Genomic DNA, 15,836 nt, shown 5'->3' on the forward strand with positions numbered 1-15,836 from the left:
ACAGTTGACTGATTTTAGCGTCTAACTGGTTAATTGTCTGATGATTGTACATAAATATATTTTCATGCGGATGCTGGATGCTTGTTATGACAACTAATGCCGGGTAACGTAAAAAAAGGATGCATTTTCCTTGCGAATGGAAGGGCGGGCGGTGTATAATTCCCTTTACGCTTCCAAAAATTTTCTGATTGGAACCCTAATTTACTATCAGATTATTGGGATTTTATTTTTGTTTAGAACAAGAGTGAAGCAACGCACCACCCCTGCCTGTTCGGCATACAGGCTTAATCCCTCCTCAAGGATGGAAATGCGGACAGTGCCGAGGAATCGATTTTACCCGCCGTTTGGGTTTTCTGCAACACCCTGCAATGCGACTCGAATTCTTTTCATAATCATTCCGTAAAATCAATTCATCTCAATTTTTCCTAATTTCGTTCTGGGGTGGGAGAATATCCTCCACCTTAATCCCTCTTCTAAAGGGGAAATTCGCAAAGTATGAAAAAACACAATTTCGGTGCGGGGCCTTCCATCTTACCGCAGGAAGTATTTGAACAGAGCGCTCAGGCATGCCTGGAGTATAACGGCATCGGCCTTTCTCTATTGGAAATATCGCACAGAAGCAAAGAATTTGATGCCATACTGGAGGAAAGCATTGCACTGATAAAAGAATTGCTGGCTGTTCCGGACAATTACAGCATCCTCTTTCTGCAGGGCGGCGCCAGCACACAGTTTGCCATGGTTCCCTATAATTTATTGCCGGATGGCGGCAAAGCCTGTTACCTGGAAACGGGTGTATGGGCAAAAAAAGCGGAGGATGAAGCGAAACTCTACGGTGAGGTCGACATCGTTGCCTCTTCCAAAGAAGCCAATTTCAGTTATATTCCCAAAGATTATATAATAGATGAAGCCGCCGCATACTTCCACATTACGACCAACAACACGATTTACGGAACGGAATTGCTGCAGGATATCGACTCCCCCGTTCCTTTGGTGGCGGATATGAGTTCGGATATTTTCAGCCGACCGGTGGATATTTCAAAATATGCCATCATCTATGCGGGAGCACAGAAAAACCTGGGCTGCGCGGGTGTTACGCTGGTCATTATCCGAAACGATTTGCTGGAATTCAATGCCCGAAAGAAATCCACGATGTGGAGCTATTCCACCTATGCCAAACACCACTCCCTGTACAATACACCGCCGGTCTTTGCCATTTATACGGCATTGCTGACTTTGCGCTGGCTGAAAAAGAACGGCGGACTCTCTGAAATGGAAAAACGCAACAGAGCCAAGGCAGCCCTGCTGTATGCTGAAATCGACCGGAACCCTTTGTTCAAAGGGCATTCCGTGCCGGAAGACCGCAGCCGCATGAACATTACCTTTACCGCGGATGCTCCGGAAACCGAATCGGCCTTCCTCGAATTTGTGAAATCCTACAACATACATGGCATCAAAGGGCATAAATCCGTGGGCGGACTGCGCGCGTCCTGCTACAATGCACTGCCGATAGAAAGTGTACAGGTATTGGTACAGGCGATGCAGGATTTTGAGAAAACAAAATAGTCTGAACCAGGATTGGTATGATTTATATGATGCCATGATGTATATTTTTATCGTCTTCTTATGCAGCTATCACTAAAAAAAAGAAATATATTTCTTACAATAAAAACGCCGGACTTAGTCCGGCGTTTTTTATTAGTACATTTGTAAACTATTACAATGTTTTATTATTTCAATGCTTCAGCATATCTTCTGTTCACTTCATCCCAGTTGATGACATTGTAAAATGCCGCGATGTAATCCGGCCTGCGGTTCTGATAGTGCAGGTAATAGGCGTGTTCCCAGACATCCAGCCCTAAAACGGGTGTTCCCGGGCATTCCGAAATATCCATCTTAGGATTATCCTGATTCGGGGAGGAGCAAACGCACAACGATTTATCCGCCTTCACGCACAACCACGCCCAGCCGGAGCCGAAACGGGTAGTGGCCGCTTTGGTAAATTCTTCCTTGAATTTTTCATACGAACCGAATGTTGCTGTAATGGCCTCTCCCACCGCACCGGTAGGTTCGCCGCCGCCGTTCGGGCCCATCACCGACCAGAAAAGGGAGTGGTTGAAATGCCCGCCTCCGTTATTTCTGACAGCGGGTGATAATTTTGAAACGTTTGCCATCAATTCTTCGATGGATTTTCCTTCGTTCTCCGTTCCTGCCAGGGCAGCATTTAAATTGGTGACATACGCATTGTGGTGCTTGCCATGATGGATCTGCATGGTCAGCGTATCAATATACGGTTCTAATGCATCGTGTGCATACGGTAAATTGGGTAATTCGAAAGCCATTGTATTTAGATTTAAAAATGAATGAATCAATTAATTTCAGTATCCAAAGATACTACTTTTTAAGACGTTTAAAATGTAAGAATGTTTAAATTTTGATGGATAACACTGATAGGCTGATAAACAAAGGTTATATCACGCCACTTTCAGTTTCGACAGCTTGGATTTGTTCAGTTTGTTTTCGGCATACGCAGCTGTAACGACAAATTCCCTGACATCTTTGGCAGAGGGCAGTTCGTACATCGCGTCCGTCATGATGGCCTCGCAGATGGAGCGCAACCCACGCGCGCCGAGCTTGTATTCCAGCGCTTTTTCCACCACAAAGTCAATGGCGGCCACATCCATCGTAAAATGTATGCCTTCCAGCAAGAATATTTTCCGGTATTGTTTCAGCAGCGCGTTTTTAGGCTTGGTTAAAATATCCGTTAGGGCCTGCTTGTCCAGTGGTTCCAGATGGGACAATACAGGTAAACGTCCGATCAATTCCGGAATCAGGCCGAAATTTTTCACGTCCTGATGGGTAATGTACTGCAGCAGGTTTTCCTTGTCGATGGTTTCACCCTGCTTTGCTTTTTTAAATCCGACAACCGCTGTATTCAGCCGTTTGGATATTACCTTATCGATGCCGTCAAAAGAGCCGCCGCAGATGAATAAAATATTTTTGGTATCTACCTTCAATAACTTCTGTTCCGGATGTTTGCGTCCTCCATGCGGCGGCACCAGTACTTCCGTCCCTTCGAGCAGTTTCAATAATGCCTGCTGCACCCCTTCCCCGCTCACATCGCGGGTAATGGAAGGGTTATCGCTTTTACGTGCAATCTTGTCGACTTCATCAATATATACGATTCCTTTTTCCGCCAGGGAGGTGTCATAGTTACACACCTGTAACAGCCTGGACAAAATACTCTCCACATCCTCCCCGACATAGCCGGCTTCCGTAAAAACAGTCGCATCCACAATGGCAAACGGCACATTCAGTAATTTGGCTATGGTTTTGGCTATCAGCGTTTTTCCGGTACCGGTTTGTCCTATCAGCAGTATATTCGACTTCTCAATCTCCACCTCGTCTTCCTGAATTTTCTGGTTCAGCCGTTTGTAATGGTTGTAGACCGCCACTGCGATTACCTTCTTCGCTTCATCCTGGCCAATGACGTATTCATCCAGATGGTTTTTTATATCCACCGGCTTCAACGCCTTCGAGGGTGCAAATGTGGAAGTGGATTTAGGGTGTTCTGATATTTCCGAATCGACAATCAGTTTTGCCTGTGCTACACAGCTTTCACAAATATACCCGTCCAGGCCTGTAATGAGGATTTGAACGGCATCTTTGTCCTTCCCGCAGAAGCTGCATTTACCCGGATTCTTTTTGCTCATCTTGAATTAAAAATTAGCTTGTTCGTATTATAAAATTACATAAAAAAGATGGTGCGACAAGCATCGCACCAACCTATTTCTATATCTAAGGTACCGCTGTGCAATACCATCTGTCCGATGTTATGCCGGTTTTTTCACCAACACTTCATCAATCATACCATATTCTTTAGCCTCTTCGCCGGTCATCCAGTAATCCCGGTCGCTGTCTTTCTCCACTTTCTCATACGGCTGTCCGCTGTGTACCGCAATAATATCGTACAATTCTTTTTTGAGTTTGGTGATCTCCTTATAGGTGATCTCGATTTCAGAAACCTGGCCTTGTGCACCGCCCATCGGCTGATGAATCATGACACGGCTGTGTTTCAGGGCACTGCGTTTACCTTTATCTCCGGCGCATAACAAGACGGCCGCCATGGAAGCTGCCATACCCACACAACAGGTAGCCACATTCGGGTTCACATACTGCATGGTATCGTAAATCCCCAATCCTGCGTATACGCTGCCGCCGGGGCTGTTCACATAAATCTGAATATCCCTGTTCGCATCCGAAGACTCTAAGAACAGGAGCTGCGCCATAATCACGTTCGCCACATAGTCGTCAATTCCCGTTCCCATAAAGATGATTCTGTCCATCATCAGGCGGGAGAAGAAATCCAGAGCCGCCACATTCATCGGGCGCTCTTCAATAATGTTTGGGGTAAGATTGGTAACGTTTGCTTGCAGGTAGCTATCCATATAAATGCTGGATAAGCCGTGATGCTTGGTGGCATATTTTCTGAATTCTTTTCCGTAGTCCATAGATTAAATGTTTAGATGGTTAGAAATGAGAGATGAGAATGTATGAGCTAGAGTCTCACATCTCTAATCCCATATCAAACGCCCTACTTTTTATTAAAAAACTCGTCAAAAGCTACCGGTTTCTCTTCGATGGTAACCTGTGATTCGATAAAAGTAAACAATTTTTGTTCCAATGCACCATCGTATGACTTTTTGACATGCTCCTGTTTGGACATCATATTGTCGTTGAAGGATTCTATCATTTCATCCGTAATTCCGCCGCCATACATCATAAACTGGTTGCGCAGCTGTTCCCTGGAAAAATTCTTCACATCCTCCAATTCTACCTTGATATCATTATCCTTCGCAATGGCGGTGGTAATGAGATTCCATTTCAGCCCTTTGGAAAAATCCGGATATTCCTTCTCTATCTGTTCGTCGTCAATTGGCTTTTCATTGCTGGCTTTAATGAATTTTTTCAGGAATGTATCCGGAAACTGCACCTCGGTTTGTTCCATCAGTGTCAGGTATATGTCATCCTTAAATTTATTCTGGGCAGATTTATCCGAAAAATCCTGCAGTTCTTTACGCACCTTCTCTCTGAAATCCTCTAAGGTAGTTACAATGCCGGGACCATATACCTTATCAAAAAAATCCTGATTTATTTCTGCTTTCTCAAATTGCGGCTCTTCCCCCTCCGCTCTGTCCGGATTCAGCAATTTTCCATGACGTTCACGCAATTTCTCCAATTCATCCTCCAGCGTCTTATCATCAATGGTGATTACATTCTTAGTGATTTTGGTTTTTTTACCTAAAGCATCCACTTTCACTTCCGGTGCCAATCCGATCTCATACTCGAAGGTAAAATCGGCAGGACTGTTAATATCAATCTGGATATCCTCAGACGGCAGCGGCAAGGGGCGGCCCAGCATATTGAGTTTTTCTGCTTCAATATGTATATTGAGCGCTTCCGATACGGATTTATTCAACTCCTCCAATAATATGGAATTTCCGTACATCTTCTTAATCAATGAGCCCGGTACATGTCCTTTTCGGAAACCTTTTATAGCCACGGTATTTTTAGCCTGTGCAATGGCTTTCTCCACCTGAGGCAGATAATCTTCTTTTTTGAGTTCAATGCTGATAACCGCATTCAGATCATCGGTGTTTTTTCTGGAAATGTTCACTTTGTAGATTGTTATTAGTTAAAGTTATTTTTTATACGTTAAAAGTCAAATGTTGAATGGTAAATAACAGCATCATACGGATAACGCATATCATTTAACATTCAACACTTAAACTTGTGCGGGTGGAGGGACTCGAACCCCCATGGTTGCCCGCTAGATCCTAAGTCTAGTGCGTCTACCAATTTCGCCACACCCGCAAAATGGACGGCAAAGGTACATATAATTTGTAAAATGGAAAAATTGTCCGTTTGAAAATGGTGTTAAGTTTGGTGAATATGTCTGTTTAACGAAAAAAATGTATTTATCTTTGCCCTATGAAAAATTTATCTCTCGCACTAAACGCATTGCTGTTCATACTGGTAGGCGTCCTCTTTTATCTTCATTTCAGCTCGTCCTCTAAGAAATCTGCCGGCCCGCAGTTGATACAAACAGATGGGAAATCAGTTGCAGTTCCTCAGATTGCCTATGTGGATATTGATACATTTCAGGCACATTATACATTCTTTAAGCTAAAGAGGAGCGAACTGGAAGCAAGGCAACGATCTATGGAAGCAGAACTGGACAGAAGCATCAGCGCATTCCAGTCTGAGTATGCCAGCCTGGCACAAAAGGCACAGACGATGACAGAAGAAGAAGGGGCTGCAGCCCAACAGAAACTAATGGCCAAACAACAACAGATTCAGGACCGCAAAGACAAGATGGAATCACAATTCATGCAGGAAACCCAGGATTTCAACATGAAACTGCAGGAAAGAATGATTGAATACCTCAAGAAATATAATTCCGACGGAAGATATACCTATATTCTGCCTTACATGAAGGAGACAATCAACATATTGTATGTCAATGAGGCCAATAACATTACAGATGAGGTGATAAAAGGCATGAATGAAGAATACGAAAAGTCAAAAAATTAATACCCCCTAAATTATATCCGTCCGTAGTCAAAAGTTCAAGTTAATGCTTGAACTTTTTTTTTTAGCAGGAAGATTGTATATTGTCTATCCATGGAAGTAAACGTTGAAGCAGAGAAGCAGGCCATACTGAAAGACTACCGTCAACTCTTGAGACTGGCGCGCCCGCGCATGAACAAAGGAGATGACAAACGAATCCGGCATGCATTTGAAATGGCTGTGGATGCGCACAAGCACATGCGGCGAAAAAGCGGCGAGCCTTATATACATCATCCGCTGGCGGTAGCCAAAATTGTAGCCGGCGATATGGGGCTCGGGACGACCTCCATCATCTGTGCGTTGCTGCACGATACGGTGGAAGATACCGAGATGACATTGGAGGATGTGAAGAAGGAATTTGGCAATACAGCCGCCAAAATCATTGACGGCCTGACCAAAATCAGCAAGATTTCCCATCAGACTGAATCCATACAGGCAGAGAATTACCGAAAGATATTGCTGACACTCAGTGATGACATCCGCGTCATTCTCATAAAAATTGCGGACCGCCTCCACAATATGCGGACACTGGATGGCGTGAGCAGGAAGAATCAGCTGAAGATAGCTTCTGAAACCATTTATCTGTATGCACCTCTGGCACACCGCCTGGGCTTGTATTCCATTAAAGGGGAGCTGGAAGACCTGGCCATGAAATATACAGATTCCGAAAAATATAAGGAGATTGCCAAAGCATTAGAATCCACCAAGAAAGAAAGGACCAAATATATTAATGACTTCGTTCGTCCACTCCAGGAAGAAATGGACAAATCTGGTTTAAAGGCGAATGTTTTCGGTCGTCCGAAATCCATCTCCTCCATCTGGAATAAGATGAAGAAAAAGGAGGTGGAATTTGATGATGTGTATGATAAATTTGCCATTCGTGTCATTTTAGATTCTCCGCAGGAAAAAGAAAAGGAAGACTGCTGGCGCGCCTATTCCATTGTAACGGATAAATACTCGCCGCAACCCAACCGTATGCGCGACTGGATATCGCACCCGAAAGGCAATGGCTATGAATCGCTGCACACCACCGTCATGGGACCCGGCGGGAAATGGGTGGAAGTGCAAATCCGGTCACAACGCATGGACGAAGTGGCGGAAAAAGGATTGGCAGCACATTACAAATACAAGGAAAACAAATTCAAATCTCAGAACACCACGGAAGAAGCCATAGAAAGCTGGCTGATGCAGGTACGCGAATTTCTGAAAAACCCGGATGTCAACCCCATTGAATTCATTAACGACTTTAAACTGCAGCTTTACCAAAAGGAGATTTACAATTTTACCCCAAAAGGTGAATTAAAAATACTGCCTGCCGGAGCGACTGCACTGGATTTTGCCTACTCCATACACACCAATGTCGGCGATACCACGATAGGTGCGAAAGTAAACGGCAAGCTGGTCCCTATCAGTCATGTGCTGAGCAACGGCGACCAGGTGGAAATCATTACCTCCCGCAAGCAAAAGCCCAGCGAGGACTGGCTGAATATCGTCACCACGTCCAGGGCAAAATCAAAAATCAAAAACTCGCTGCGGGAAGAGAAGCGCAAAATTGCGGACGACGGCAAGGAAATATTGGAGCGCAAGCTGAGCCAGCTGAAGGCCAATTTCTCCAATGATAACATTAACCTGATCACTACCTTTTTCAAGGCACCCAGTTCCATGGATTTGTTCTATGGAATTGCCAAAGGTAACTTTAACCTGAATGACCTAAAACAGCTGAAAAGCATAGGCGGAACTTTAGAAGTAGTTAAAATTGAGAAAGTCGGAAAACCGAAGGAAGAACAAATTTTTTATCAGGAACCCGCCAGCGACATTCCCAACAATGCAGAGTTGGTCATTTTTGATGAGTCGTCCAAATTTCCGTATGAATTTGCCAAATGCTGCAATGCCATTCCCGGCGATGATGTGGTGGGATTTATTTCCATTAACGGCATAATAAAAATTCACCGTACGGGATGTCCGAATGTAATCAATCTGATGTCAAAGTACGGTTACCGCATCATCAAAACCCGCTGGACGGCGAACACGACACCTGCCTTCCTGACGACCATTAAATTAATCGGCCTGGATGATATCGGTGTCATCAACAAACTGACGACAATTATTTCCGGCGACATGAAGTTGAATATGCAGTCGGTTTCCATTGAAACCAAAGAAGGCATTTTTGAGGGTATCATCAAGGTGTTTGTAAAAGACAATGATCAGGTCGGTAAACTCATCCTCAAGCTCAAATCACTGGAAGGGGTTACTTCCGTAATTCGGGAAGAGATTTAAACACCCTCCATGATTTTTTACCGTAATACCTTATTTTTAAATCGTAAATCGTAAGTTTGTAGCATGGCTATCGACCAAAAATTATTTTCTGAAGTAAAACATATCTTTTCTACCTACCTGGAAAATAACAAACAGCGCAAAACGCCTGAACGTTTTTCCATTTTAGAGGAAATTTACAGCCGTGAAGATCATTTTGATGCGGAGGAATTATACCTCCAGATGAAAAACAACCTGCATAATGTCAGCCGTGCTACCGTTTACAACACGCTGGACGTGCTGGTACAGTGTGAATTGGTGACCAAACATCAGTTTGGGCAAAACCATGCGATGTATGAGAAATCATACGGCAACAGAAACCATGACCATCTAATCTGCGTGGACTGCGGACATGTCTTTGAATTCTGCGACCCGCGCCTGCAGCAGGTCAAAACCACGGCGGGTGAATTATTCCAGCAGATAATAAAAAACCACTCTCTTACGTTGTATGGAAATTGTAACAATCCGAAATGCACGTACAAAAAATCATAATCTGTATTTTCTCATGAAACAATTCCTGTTTGTAATCCTTACCGCATTTTGTTGTAATCCTATACTCCTGAAAGGACAGGTTTCCATTATACCACTGCCCAATGAAATCAAAGCGGTTGAAGGAAAATTTAATTATTCAAAGGGGGTAAGTATAAAAATCATCCGTGGCGATGACCCCACCAAGCGGATTGTTCAACTGCTGACAGATTCCGTGAAAGGTAAGAAAATAAATATCCTTCCTATCGCTCCCAATACGCTCTCCGTCAACATAAACCTGCAGCTGCCTGCAAACAGCACGATTGGTGCGGAAGGCTATTCACTAGAGATAACACCAACCGGGATTACCATCAGTTCTACCGGAAATGCCGGCTTGTATTACGGCGTCCAGAGTCTGCTTCAACTCCTTCGTGCCGATACCACGAAGAGCCTAAACTGCATGACGATTAACGACCAGCCGGCTTTTTCCTTTCGCGGAATGCACCTGGATGTCAGCAGGCATTTTTTCGGAGTTGATGTGGTAAGAAAGTACCTGGATGTCATGGCCAAACTGAAACTGAATCAGTTTCACTGGCACCTGACGGATGACCAGGGCTGGCGAATAGAAATAAAGAAATATCCCAAACTGACCGAAATCGGTGCATGGCGTACGGAAAAAAATGGAAAGAAAATTGGTGGTTTTTATACGCAGGATGAAATAAGACAGGTGTTACAATATGCGAAAGAACGCTTCATCACCATTATTCCGGAAATAGATTTGCCGGGGCATTCTTCCGCCATTATCGCTGCCTATCCTGAATTGGGCTGCTATAATAAACCCATAGACGTCCCGACAACATATGGCATCAAAGAGGATATCTTATGCCCGACTGATTCTACCTTTCAGTTCATCAAAGATGTAATGGATGAGCTATGCACCTTATTTCCGGGAAAATACATCCATATCGGTGGTGACGAGGTGCCTATCAAACATTGGCAGGAAAGCAGTATCGGGAAAACATTTACGTTGCAAAAAAATATTCCCGCAAAACAAATCCAGTCCTATTTCCTGCAGCAAACGGAAGATTATCTTGCAACCAAAGACAGGAAATGCATAGGATGGGGAGAAATCATGAACGGCACCGTTTCTAAGGATGTGACGGTAATGAGCTGGCGAGGTACAGCCGCAGGCATCAAGGCTGCCAAACTTGGAAATGATGTCATCATGACCCCCCGTCAGTTAACTTATTTTGACTATCATCAGGATTGGGATGAAGAAAAGGAAGAAATTTTCATGGTCTATCTGCCATTGGATGACGTCTATAATTTTGACCCCTTGTCTAAAGTTAAAGGAGCAGAAGCGCAGAAACATATTTTAGGCGGCCAGGCTTGTGTCTGGACAGAATATATTGAAGATGAAGTACGTTTACAGAATCAGATTTTTCCTCGCATCACTGCCCTGGCAGAATGTGTCTGGACTCAAAGGACGAATAAGAATTATTCCGGATTTTATAACCGTTTAACTTCTCTGAAGAATTATTTCGTCAAAGAAAAGGAACTGCCTCCGGTAGATATGGTTCGAATAAAACCTAAGAAAGATAAGGAAAAGAAAGACTAATATAGTACTCCTCTAATTCATGGTAATCATGACAACCCCTGTAACGATTACCCCTATGCCGGCAACTCTCATCCAATTCATCTGTTCATGGAAGATAAAATAAGACACTAGCAATAAACCCACTATTGTCATAGAAAAGAAAATACTGCTCACTACATTCAATGAAATAGTTTTCAGTGCCTCTGTCACACAGACCGAATTCAGCAAGCCAAAGACCAATGCAATGCTGAAGAATGTCCATTTTTTAACCGGCCTGTTCTGTACCATAGCAGCATATTTAAATCCTATATTGGTGAACACATTAAACACCACTCCTATTGTCAACATAAAGTAACTCATACAGCTTATTTTATTGTCACTAAATATACTTTCTTATACCGATTAAATCTTAAAACCCAAGTCTAATATTTTCTTTTTGTTAAAAAACATTCTCAACTAATTTATTTTCAGCTAATTACAATTTAGTGTATTATTTTTATACTACATATAGTCTATATGTTTGGTAGATTTTATAGATTTGTAAATGAAGTTTTTATATTTTCTGTTCATTTTACAACTATTTAATAATTCATTGTTCGGGCAACGGGCTAAGTTAAATCAAACAGCACTGTGGTTTCGACATTCCGTGAACCTGTCATTACCCAAAGAAATGAAACTAAGATCTGAAATTGAATACCGTTTGTTTGCAGCACCAAATGTTCGAACCAATCAGTATTTGTTCAGGTTAATAGCTGAAAAAAGATTTAAGAAGAACTGGACCGTCGGCGGTGGATTTGTACTATTTATGAATGGCTCAAATGATGTCAGAAACACCAGCAGACTGTTTGCGCCTGAGCCGCGGCCATTTATAGATATTGGATATAAACAGCAAATATCTGAAAAATTCAACATCAACCACCGATACAGAACAGAGTGGAGGTTTATAAAAAACACCAATACGGCGTATACAGAACTGGAAGATGGATTCAAAGATTATATAAGGTTCAGGTACCAAGTAGCAGTAGAATATATTCCATTTAAAACTGAAACATCAGATGTACGCTTAAGAGCCTTTAATGAAGTCATGATAAATGCAGGAAAGAAAGTAGGCAGAAATATATTTGATCAGAACAGAACTTCCTTTGGTGTACAATATAATATCAATAAATATATTGGTATAGAAGCCGCATATATCTACTGGATCCAGCAACAAGGTAATGGTGACACGTTTATCAGCAGACACATTGTGAGATTTGGCGTTATCAATAATTTTAATATTTCAGGTAAAAAACCTAAATCATAATAAATGGAAAAAATTAACCTGAAATATGTTGCCGCAACAATTGTTACTTTAAAAGTAGTACTGATTTCATTTTTATTCTGGAAAATTTTCAATACGCACCCCAACCCGCTCTATATGTTCAATTTTGATAAGGAATTTGTCTTATTTATTGGAGCTGGCTTCATCGCCCAGATTATTGACGGAGCCTTGGGTATGGCTTATGGTGTTAGTTGCTCCACTCTGTTGCTGAGCATAGGTGTTCCGCCTGCCATTGCATCCGCCAGTGTACACACCGCTGAAGTATTTACGACCGGTGTATCCGGATTGTCACAGATTGCGATGAAAAACATAGACAAACGCCTGTTTTTTCGTTTGGTATTTACCGGTGTCGCAGGTGCAGTCATCGGAGCATTCCTGATTTCAAGAATCCTGGATGGTAAAATTATAAAACCATATATAGCCGGCTATTTGATTTTATTAGGATTCTACATCCTGATGAAAAGTTTCCGGAATATACCGGTTAAAAGGAGTAACTGGAGGTTTGCACCCTATCTAGGGTATGCAGGTGCCTTCTTTGATTCCATAGGCGGCGGAGGCTGGGGACCGATAGTTACATCCAATCTAATCGACAAAGGAAATTCCCCGAAAGAAGTGGTAGGAACCGTAAATACAGCGGAGTTTTTCGTCACCTTTTTCAGCACTGGCGTCTTTATCTTCTTTCTGGGCATCGACAGCTGGAAACCGGTACTTGCACTCATCATCGGTGGTGTGGTTGCCGCCCCGATTGGTGCCTACATCCTACGCTTTTATGGGCCCAAAACAATCATGCGGCTGGTTGGTTTGCTGATTATCACCGTAAGTACCTACACCATCTATAAATCCCTGCATTAAATCGGGTTTTCTATATTTAACGAACGAACCATATCCGGCAAACTAATGTCGCACTGATAAATTGCAGACGGCCAGGTTTAACTTTCTTTTTTAACAGTAACATAGATTTTATCTACATTAATTGCATTTGCTGAATAATTTTCTCAATTTCAGAGTTTGAATAAATCAAGCAACTTCAAACAAATAACCGATCATTTTTATGCAAGTAGATGTAATTCTCGGACTGCAATGGGGCGATGAGGGAAAAGGAAAGATCGTTGACTACCTCGCCGACAAATACGATATTATTGCCCGGTTTCAGGGTGGCCCTAACGCCGGCCATACCTTGGTGATAGATGGTAAGAAACGGGTACTACACACCATTCCTTCCGGAATCTTCCGGGAGGGCAAAATAAATTTTATCGGCAATGGCGTGGTGATTGATCCCATCACCTTGCTGAAAGAAATTGACACGCTCGAAAAAGACGGCGTTCCGGTAAGGGAAAGGCTTATAATTTCCAAACGCGCCAACCTGATTTTGCCTACCCATAAAATTCTGGATGCTGCCTCAGAAGCCAACAAAGGCACTTCCAAAATAGGTTCCACCCTGAAAGGGATTGGTCCGACGTATATGGACAAAACCGGTCGAAACGGATTAAGGGTTGGAGATATTTTAGAAAATGATTTTGTAGTTAAATACGAATTACTCAAAAACAAGCACCTGCAACTGCTGCAGATTTACAACTTCAGCTATGAGCTGGAACAAGCCGAACAAGAATGGATGGCAGCGATTGAACGGCTGAAAGACTATCAGCAGACGGAATCCGTCTACTATATCAATAATGCATTAAAGGAAGGGAAAAAGATACTCGCAGAAGGCGCACAGGGCTCCATGCTGGATATTGATTTTGGCACTTACCCGTTTGTAACCTCTTCCAACACAATATCTGCAAGGTTTGCACCGGACTAGGCATTTCCCTAAACACATCGGGGAAGTAATCGGTATCACCAAGGCCTACTGCCCGCGTAGGCGGCGGACCGTTTCAGAATTAACGGATGAAGTTGGTGAAAAATTACGAAAGGAAGGCGCTGAATTCGGGCGACCACCGGCAGGCCAAGACGTTGCGGCTGGATTGATTTGCCTGCCCTGCACTATGCCTGCATGGTAAACGGGTAACAAAACTCTGCATCACCAAAGCGGATATCTTAAATGCATTTGATGAATTCGGCGTTTGTACGGATTATACCATTGAAGGCAAAACAACCAGAGACTTACCGTACGATATCGTTAACAAGATCATTATACCCAAAAACAGAACCTTCAAAAGTTGGGGTAATATCGACAGCAACCGGGCACTTCCGGATGAACTGAAACAATACGTGGCTTTCTGGAAGATTATTTGAAAGTTCCTGTAGCCATGGTTTCCAATGGTGCGGCAAGGGAAGCCTGATAGATTTGACGGAAGGAACGCTGTTGGCATAATGCACATCTTGTCACTCCTACAAAGCAAAAAATAGCAGATGAGGACATTCTTCCATTTCCTGTAAATGATATTGAAAGATTTAAGCGACCTTGCAATCTGCCCATCTGTTCGAACATTTTGTTTTCTGGACGGCAATAATTATCCCGATTACCCCTACTCCACTTTTGGCTCATTCTTTGCCATTGATGCGATTGCGTCGATATCCTTAGATAAGATTGCCTGAAAGAATTGGAATCCTTTCGCAAGAAACAAGCAGGATTGGCTTTCGGTTATATCAGCTATGACGTAAAGAAGGAGATTGAACCCGCGCTGTCTTCGCACAACCATGACGGCATCAGAACCCGTTACTGCATTTTCTTTGTTCCGAAATACCCGTAAAGATTGAAATCGGAAAATTGAAATCGGAATCATTGGTAACGATAAACATGAACAAGAAATATCGTTAACAGAATTCAAACAACTGCTGAAAAAGAGAACCGGTTTCAGATTATCCAACCCTTGCAAATATTCAGCATCGCTTATCCAAACAGGAATATGTTACCGCCGCTGAAACCATCCAAAAACACATACAGCGTGGAGCAATATATGAATTGAATTATGCCCGGGGAATTCTACGCTGAGGTGCTGAAATAGAACCCGTCAGGTTTTTCAAAAGTTGAACCAGCTATCCAAAGCCCCTTTTTAGCTGCTACTAAAAAACAAAAGCAGATACCTGTTATGCGCCAGCCCTGAGCGATTCCTAAAACGCATACAGAACATTCTCGTATCCCAGCCCATAAAAGGTACCCGCAGGAGGCTGCAGGAGGTGAAACAAGATAAGGAGTTAATGCAGGAATTATTTTGGATGAAAAAGAAAGAAGTGAAAATGTCATGATTGTGGACTTGGTACGGAACGACTTTTCAAAAGTGGCACAACCAGATTCAGTAAAGGTGGAAGAACTATTCGGAATCTATACATTTGAGCAGCGTTCATCAGATGATTTCCACTATTTCCTGTACCGTAAATCCCGACATTTCATTTTCAGCCATTATGCAGGCCATATTCCCAATGGGCAGTATGACCAAAGTGCATCAAGATGGCCGCCATGCGGTTGATTGAAAAATATGAACGAACGAAGCGTGGCTTATATTCAGGATGTGTGGGCTATATTACCCCAAAGGGCAATTTCGATTTCAATGTGGTCATCAGAAGCAT

General features: G+C 42.9%; 16 protein-coding genes, 1 tRNA gene and 1 pseudogene. 12 read left to right on the forward strand and 6 right to left on the reverse strand.

What is annotated here, in order from left to right; genetic code table 11:
* Positions 1–495 precede the first annotated feature (495 nt).
* On the forward strand, positions 496–1,563 hold the full coding sequence (gene serC / locus IPM95_06645) for a 3-phosphoserine/phosphohydroxythreonine transaminase (GenBank protein ID MBK9328983.1): 1,068 nt from the start codon (positions 496–498) through the stop codon (positions 1,561–1,563).
* 164 nt (positions 1,564–1,727) lie between these two features.
* On the opposite strand, the gene IPM95_06650 is transcribed toward serC, so the two are convergent.
* The 5 genes from IPM95_06650 to IPM95_06670 form a co-directional block, all read right to left on the reverse strand.
* Positions 1,728–2,339, reverse strand: coding sequence for a superoxide dismutase (locus IPM95_06650; protein ID MBK9328984.1), 612 nt, complete (start codon positions 2,337–2,339; stop codon positions 1,728–1,730).
* 132 nt (positions 2,340–2,471) lie between these two features.
* The gene (gene clpX, locus IPM95_06655) at positions 2,472–3,710 is read right to left on the reverse strand and encodes an ATP-dependent Clp protease ATP-binding subunit ClpX (protein MBK9328985.1); all 1,239 of its coding nucleotides are present in this window, start codon (positions 3,708–3,710) and stop codon (positions 2,472–2,474) included.
* 120 nt (positions 3,711–3,830) lie between these two features.
* A complete protein-coding gene (gene clpP / locus IPM95_06660; GenBank protein ID MBK9328986.1) occupies positions 3,831–4,508 on the reverse strand; it encodes an ATP-dependent Clp endopeptidase proteolytic subunit ClpP in 678 nt (225 codons plus the stop codon).
* 83 nt (positions 4,509–4,591) lie between these two features.
* Positions 4,592–5,674: a hypothetical protein gene (locus IPM95_06665; protein MBK9328987.1), complete on the reverse strand. Its 1,083-nt coding sequence runs from the start codon at positions 5,672–5,674 to the stop codon at positions 4,592–4,594.
* Positions 5,675–5,791: 117 nt separating this feature from the next.
* A tRNA-Leu gene (locus IPM95_06670) sits at positions 5,792–5,871 on the reverse strand.
* Positions 5,872–5,988: 117 nt separating this feature from the next.
* Here IPM95_06670 and IPM95_06675 point away from each other — a divergent pair.
* The 4 genes from IPM95_06675 (at position 5,989) to IPM95_06690 (ending at position 11,026) form a co-directional block, all read left to right on the forward strand.
* Positions 5,989–6,591 (forward strand): OmpH family outer membrane protein, encoded by a 603-nt coding sequence (locus IPM95_06675; protein MBK9328988.1) that lies wholly within the window; start codon positions 5,989–5,991, stop codon positions 6,589–6,591.
* Between the two features lie 90 nt (positions 6,592–6,681).
* Positions 6,682–8,904, forward strand: coding sequence for a bifunctional (p)ppGpp synthetase/guanosine-3',5'-bis(diphosphate) 3'-pyrophosphohydrolase (locus tag IPM95_06680; protein MBK9328989.1), 2,223 nt, complete (start codon positions 6,682–6,684; stop codon positions 8,902–8,904).
* Positions 8,905–8,967: 63 nt separating this feature from the next.
* Positions 8,968–9,432 carry a transcriptional repressor gene (locus IPM95_06685; GenBank protein MBK9328990.1) on the forward strand — a complete coding sequence of 155 codons (465 nt, stop codon included), beginning with the start codon at positions 8,968–8,970 and terminating at the stop codon, positions 9,430–9,432.
* 13 nt (positions 9,433–9,445) lie between these two features.
* Positions 9,446–11,026 (forward strand): beta-N-acetylhexosaminidase, encoded by a 1,581-nt coding sequence (locus tag IPM95_06690; GenBank protein MBK9328991.1) that lies wholly within the window; start codon positions 9,446–9,448, stop codon positions 11,024–11,026.
* Positions 11,027–11,038: 12 nt separating this feature from the next.
* Here the strand turns inward: IPM95_06690 and IPM95_06695 are convergent, their stop codons facing one another.
* Positions 11,039–11,365 (reverse strand): EamA family transporter, encoded by a 327-nt coding sequence (locus IPM95_06695; protein ID MBK9328992.1) that lies wholly within the window; start codon positions 11,363–11,365, stop codon positions 11,039–11,041.
* Positions 11,366–11,549: 184 nt separating this feature from the next.
* On the opposite strand from IPM95_06695, the gene IPM95_06700 reads away from it, so the two are divergent.
* From IPM95_06700 to IPM95_06730, 7 genes and pseudogenes are all read left to right on the forward strand, one after another.
* Positions 11,550–12,308: a DUF2490 domain-containing protein gene (locus IPM95_06700; GenBank protein MBK9328993.1), complete on the forward strand. Its 759-nt coding sequence runs from the start codon at positions 11,550–11,552 to the stop codon at positions 12,306–12,308.
* Between the two features lie 147 nt (positions 12,309–12,455).
* On the forward strand, positions 12,456–13,178 hold the full coding sequence (locus tag IPM95_06705; protein ID MBK9328994.1) for a sulfite exporter TauE/SafE family protein: 723 nt from the start codon (positions 12,456–12,458) through the stop codon (positions 13,176–13,178).
* Positions 13,179–13,377: 199 nt separating this feature from the next.
* Positions 13,378–14,608 (forward strand): annotated as a pseudogene (locus IPM95_06710) (adenylosuccinate synthase).
* Between the two features lie 97 nt (positions 14,609–14,705).
* Positions 14,706–14,864 carry a hypothetical protein gene (locus tag IPM95_06715; protein ID MBK9328995.1) on the forward strand — a complete coding sequence of 53 codons (159 nt, stop codon included), beginning with the start codon at positions 14,706–14,708 and terminating at the stop codon, positions 14,862–14,864.
* Between the two features lie 462 nt (positions 14,865–15,326).
* Positions 15,327–15,515 carry a chorismate-binding protein gene (locus IPM95_06720; GenBank protein ID MBK9328996.1) on the forward strand — a complete coding sequence of 63 codons (189 nt, stop codon included), beginning with the start codon at positions 15,327–15,329 and terminating at the stop codon, positions 15,513–15,515.
* Entirely contained in the window at positions 15,482–15,736 is a 255-nt protein-coding gene (locus tag IPM95_06725; GenBank protein ID MBK9328997.1) for a chorismate-binding protein, read from the forward strand. Before IPM95_06720 ends, IPM95_06725 begins: the two co-directional genes overlap by 34 nt.
* Positions 15,727–15,836 (forward strand): chorismate-binding protein (locus tag IPM95_06730; protein ID MBK9328998.1); only part of this gene is annotated, 110 nt, incomplete at its 3' end. The genes IPM95_06725 and IPM95_06730, both read left to right, overlap by 10 nt.

The organism is Sphingobacteriales bacterium (assembly GCA_016719635.1).
Taxonomy (GTDB): Bacteria; Bacteroidota; Bacteroidia; order Chitinophagales; family JADIYW01; genus JADJSS01.

Excerpts from the sequence above, each read along its gene's own strand:
- serC (MBK9328983.1), top strand. The coding sequence starts at position 496 with ATGAAAAAACACAATTTCGGTGCGGGGCCTTCCATCTTACCGCAGGAA.
- IPM95_06650 (MBK9328984.1), bottom strand. The coding sequence starts at position 2,339 with ATGGCTTTCGAATTACCCAATTTACCGTATGCACACGATGCATTAGAA.
- clpX (MBK9328985.1), bottom strand. The coding sequence starts at position 3,710 with ATGAGCAAAAAGAATCCGGGTAAATGCAGCTTCTGCGGGAAGGACAAA.
- clpP (MBK9328986.1), bottom strand. The coding sequence starts at position 4,508 with ATGGACTACGGAAAAGAATTCAGAAAATATGCCACCAAGCATCACGGC.
- IPM95_06675 (MBK9328988.1), top strand. The coding sequence starts at position 5,989 with ATGAAAAATTTATCTCTCGCACTAAACGCATTGCTGTTCATACTGGTA.
- IPM95_06680 (MBK9328989.1), top strand. The coding sequence starts at position 6,682 with ATGGAAGTAAACGTTGAAGCAGAGAAGCAGGCCATACTGAAAGACTAC.
- IPM95_06685 (MBK9328990.1), top strand. The coding sequence starts at position 8,968 with ATGGCTATCGACCAAAAATTATTTTCTGAAGTAAAACATATCTTTTCT.
- IPM95_06690 (MBK9328991.1), top strand. The coding sequence starts at position 9,446 with ATGAAACAATTCCTGTTTGTAATCCTTACCGCATTTTGTTGTAATCCT.
- IPM95_06695 (MBK9328992.1), bottom strand. The coding sequence starts at position 11,365 with ATGAGTTACTTTATGTTGACAATAGGAGTGGTGTTTAATGTGTTCACC.
- IPM95_06700 (MBK9328993.1), top strand. The coding sequence starts at position 11,550 with ATGAAGTTTTTATATTTTCTGTTCATTTTACAACTATTTAATAATTCA.
- IPM95_06715 (MBK9328995.1), top strand. The coding sequence starts at position 14,706 with ATGATATTGAAAGATTTAAGCGACCTTGCAATCTGCCCATCTGTTCGA.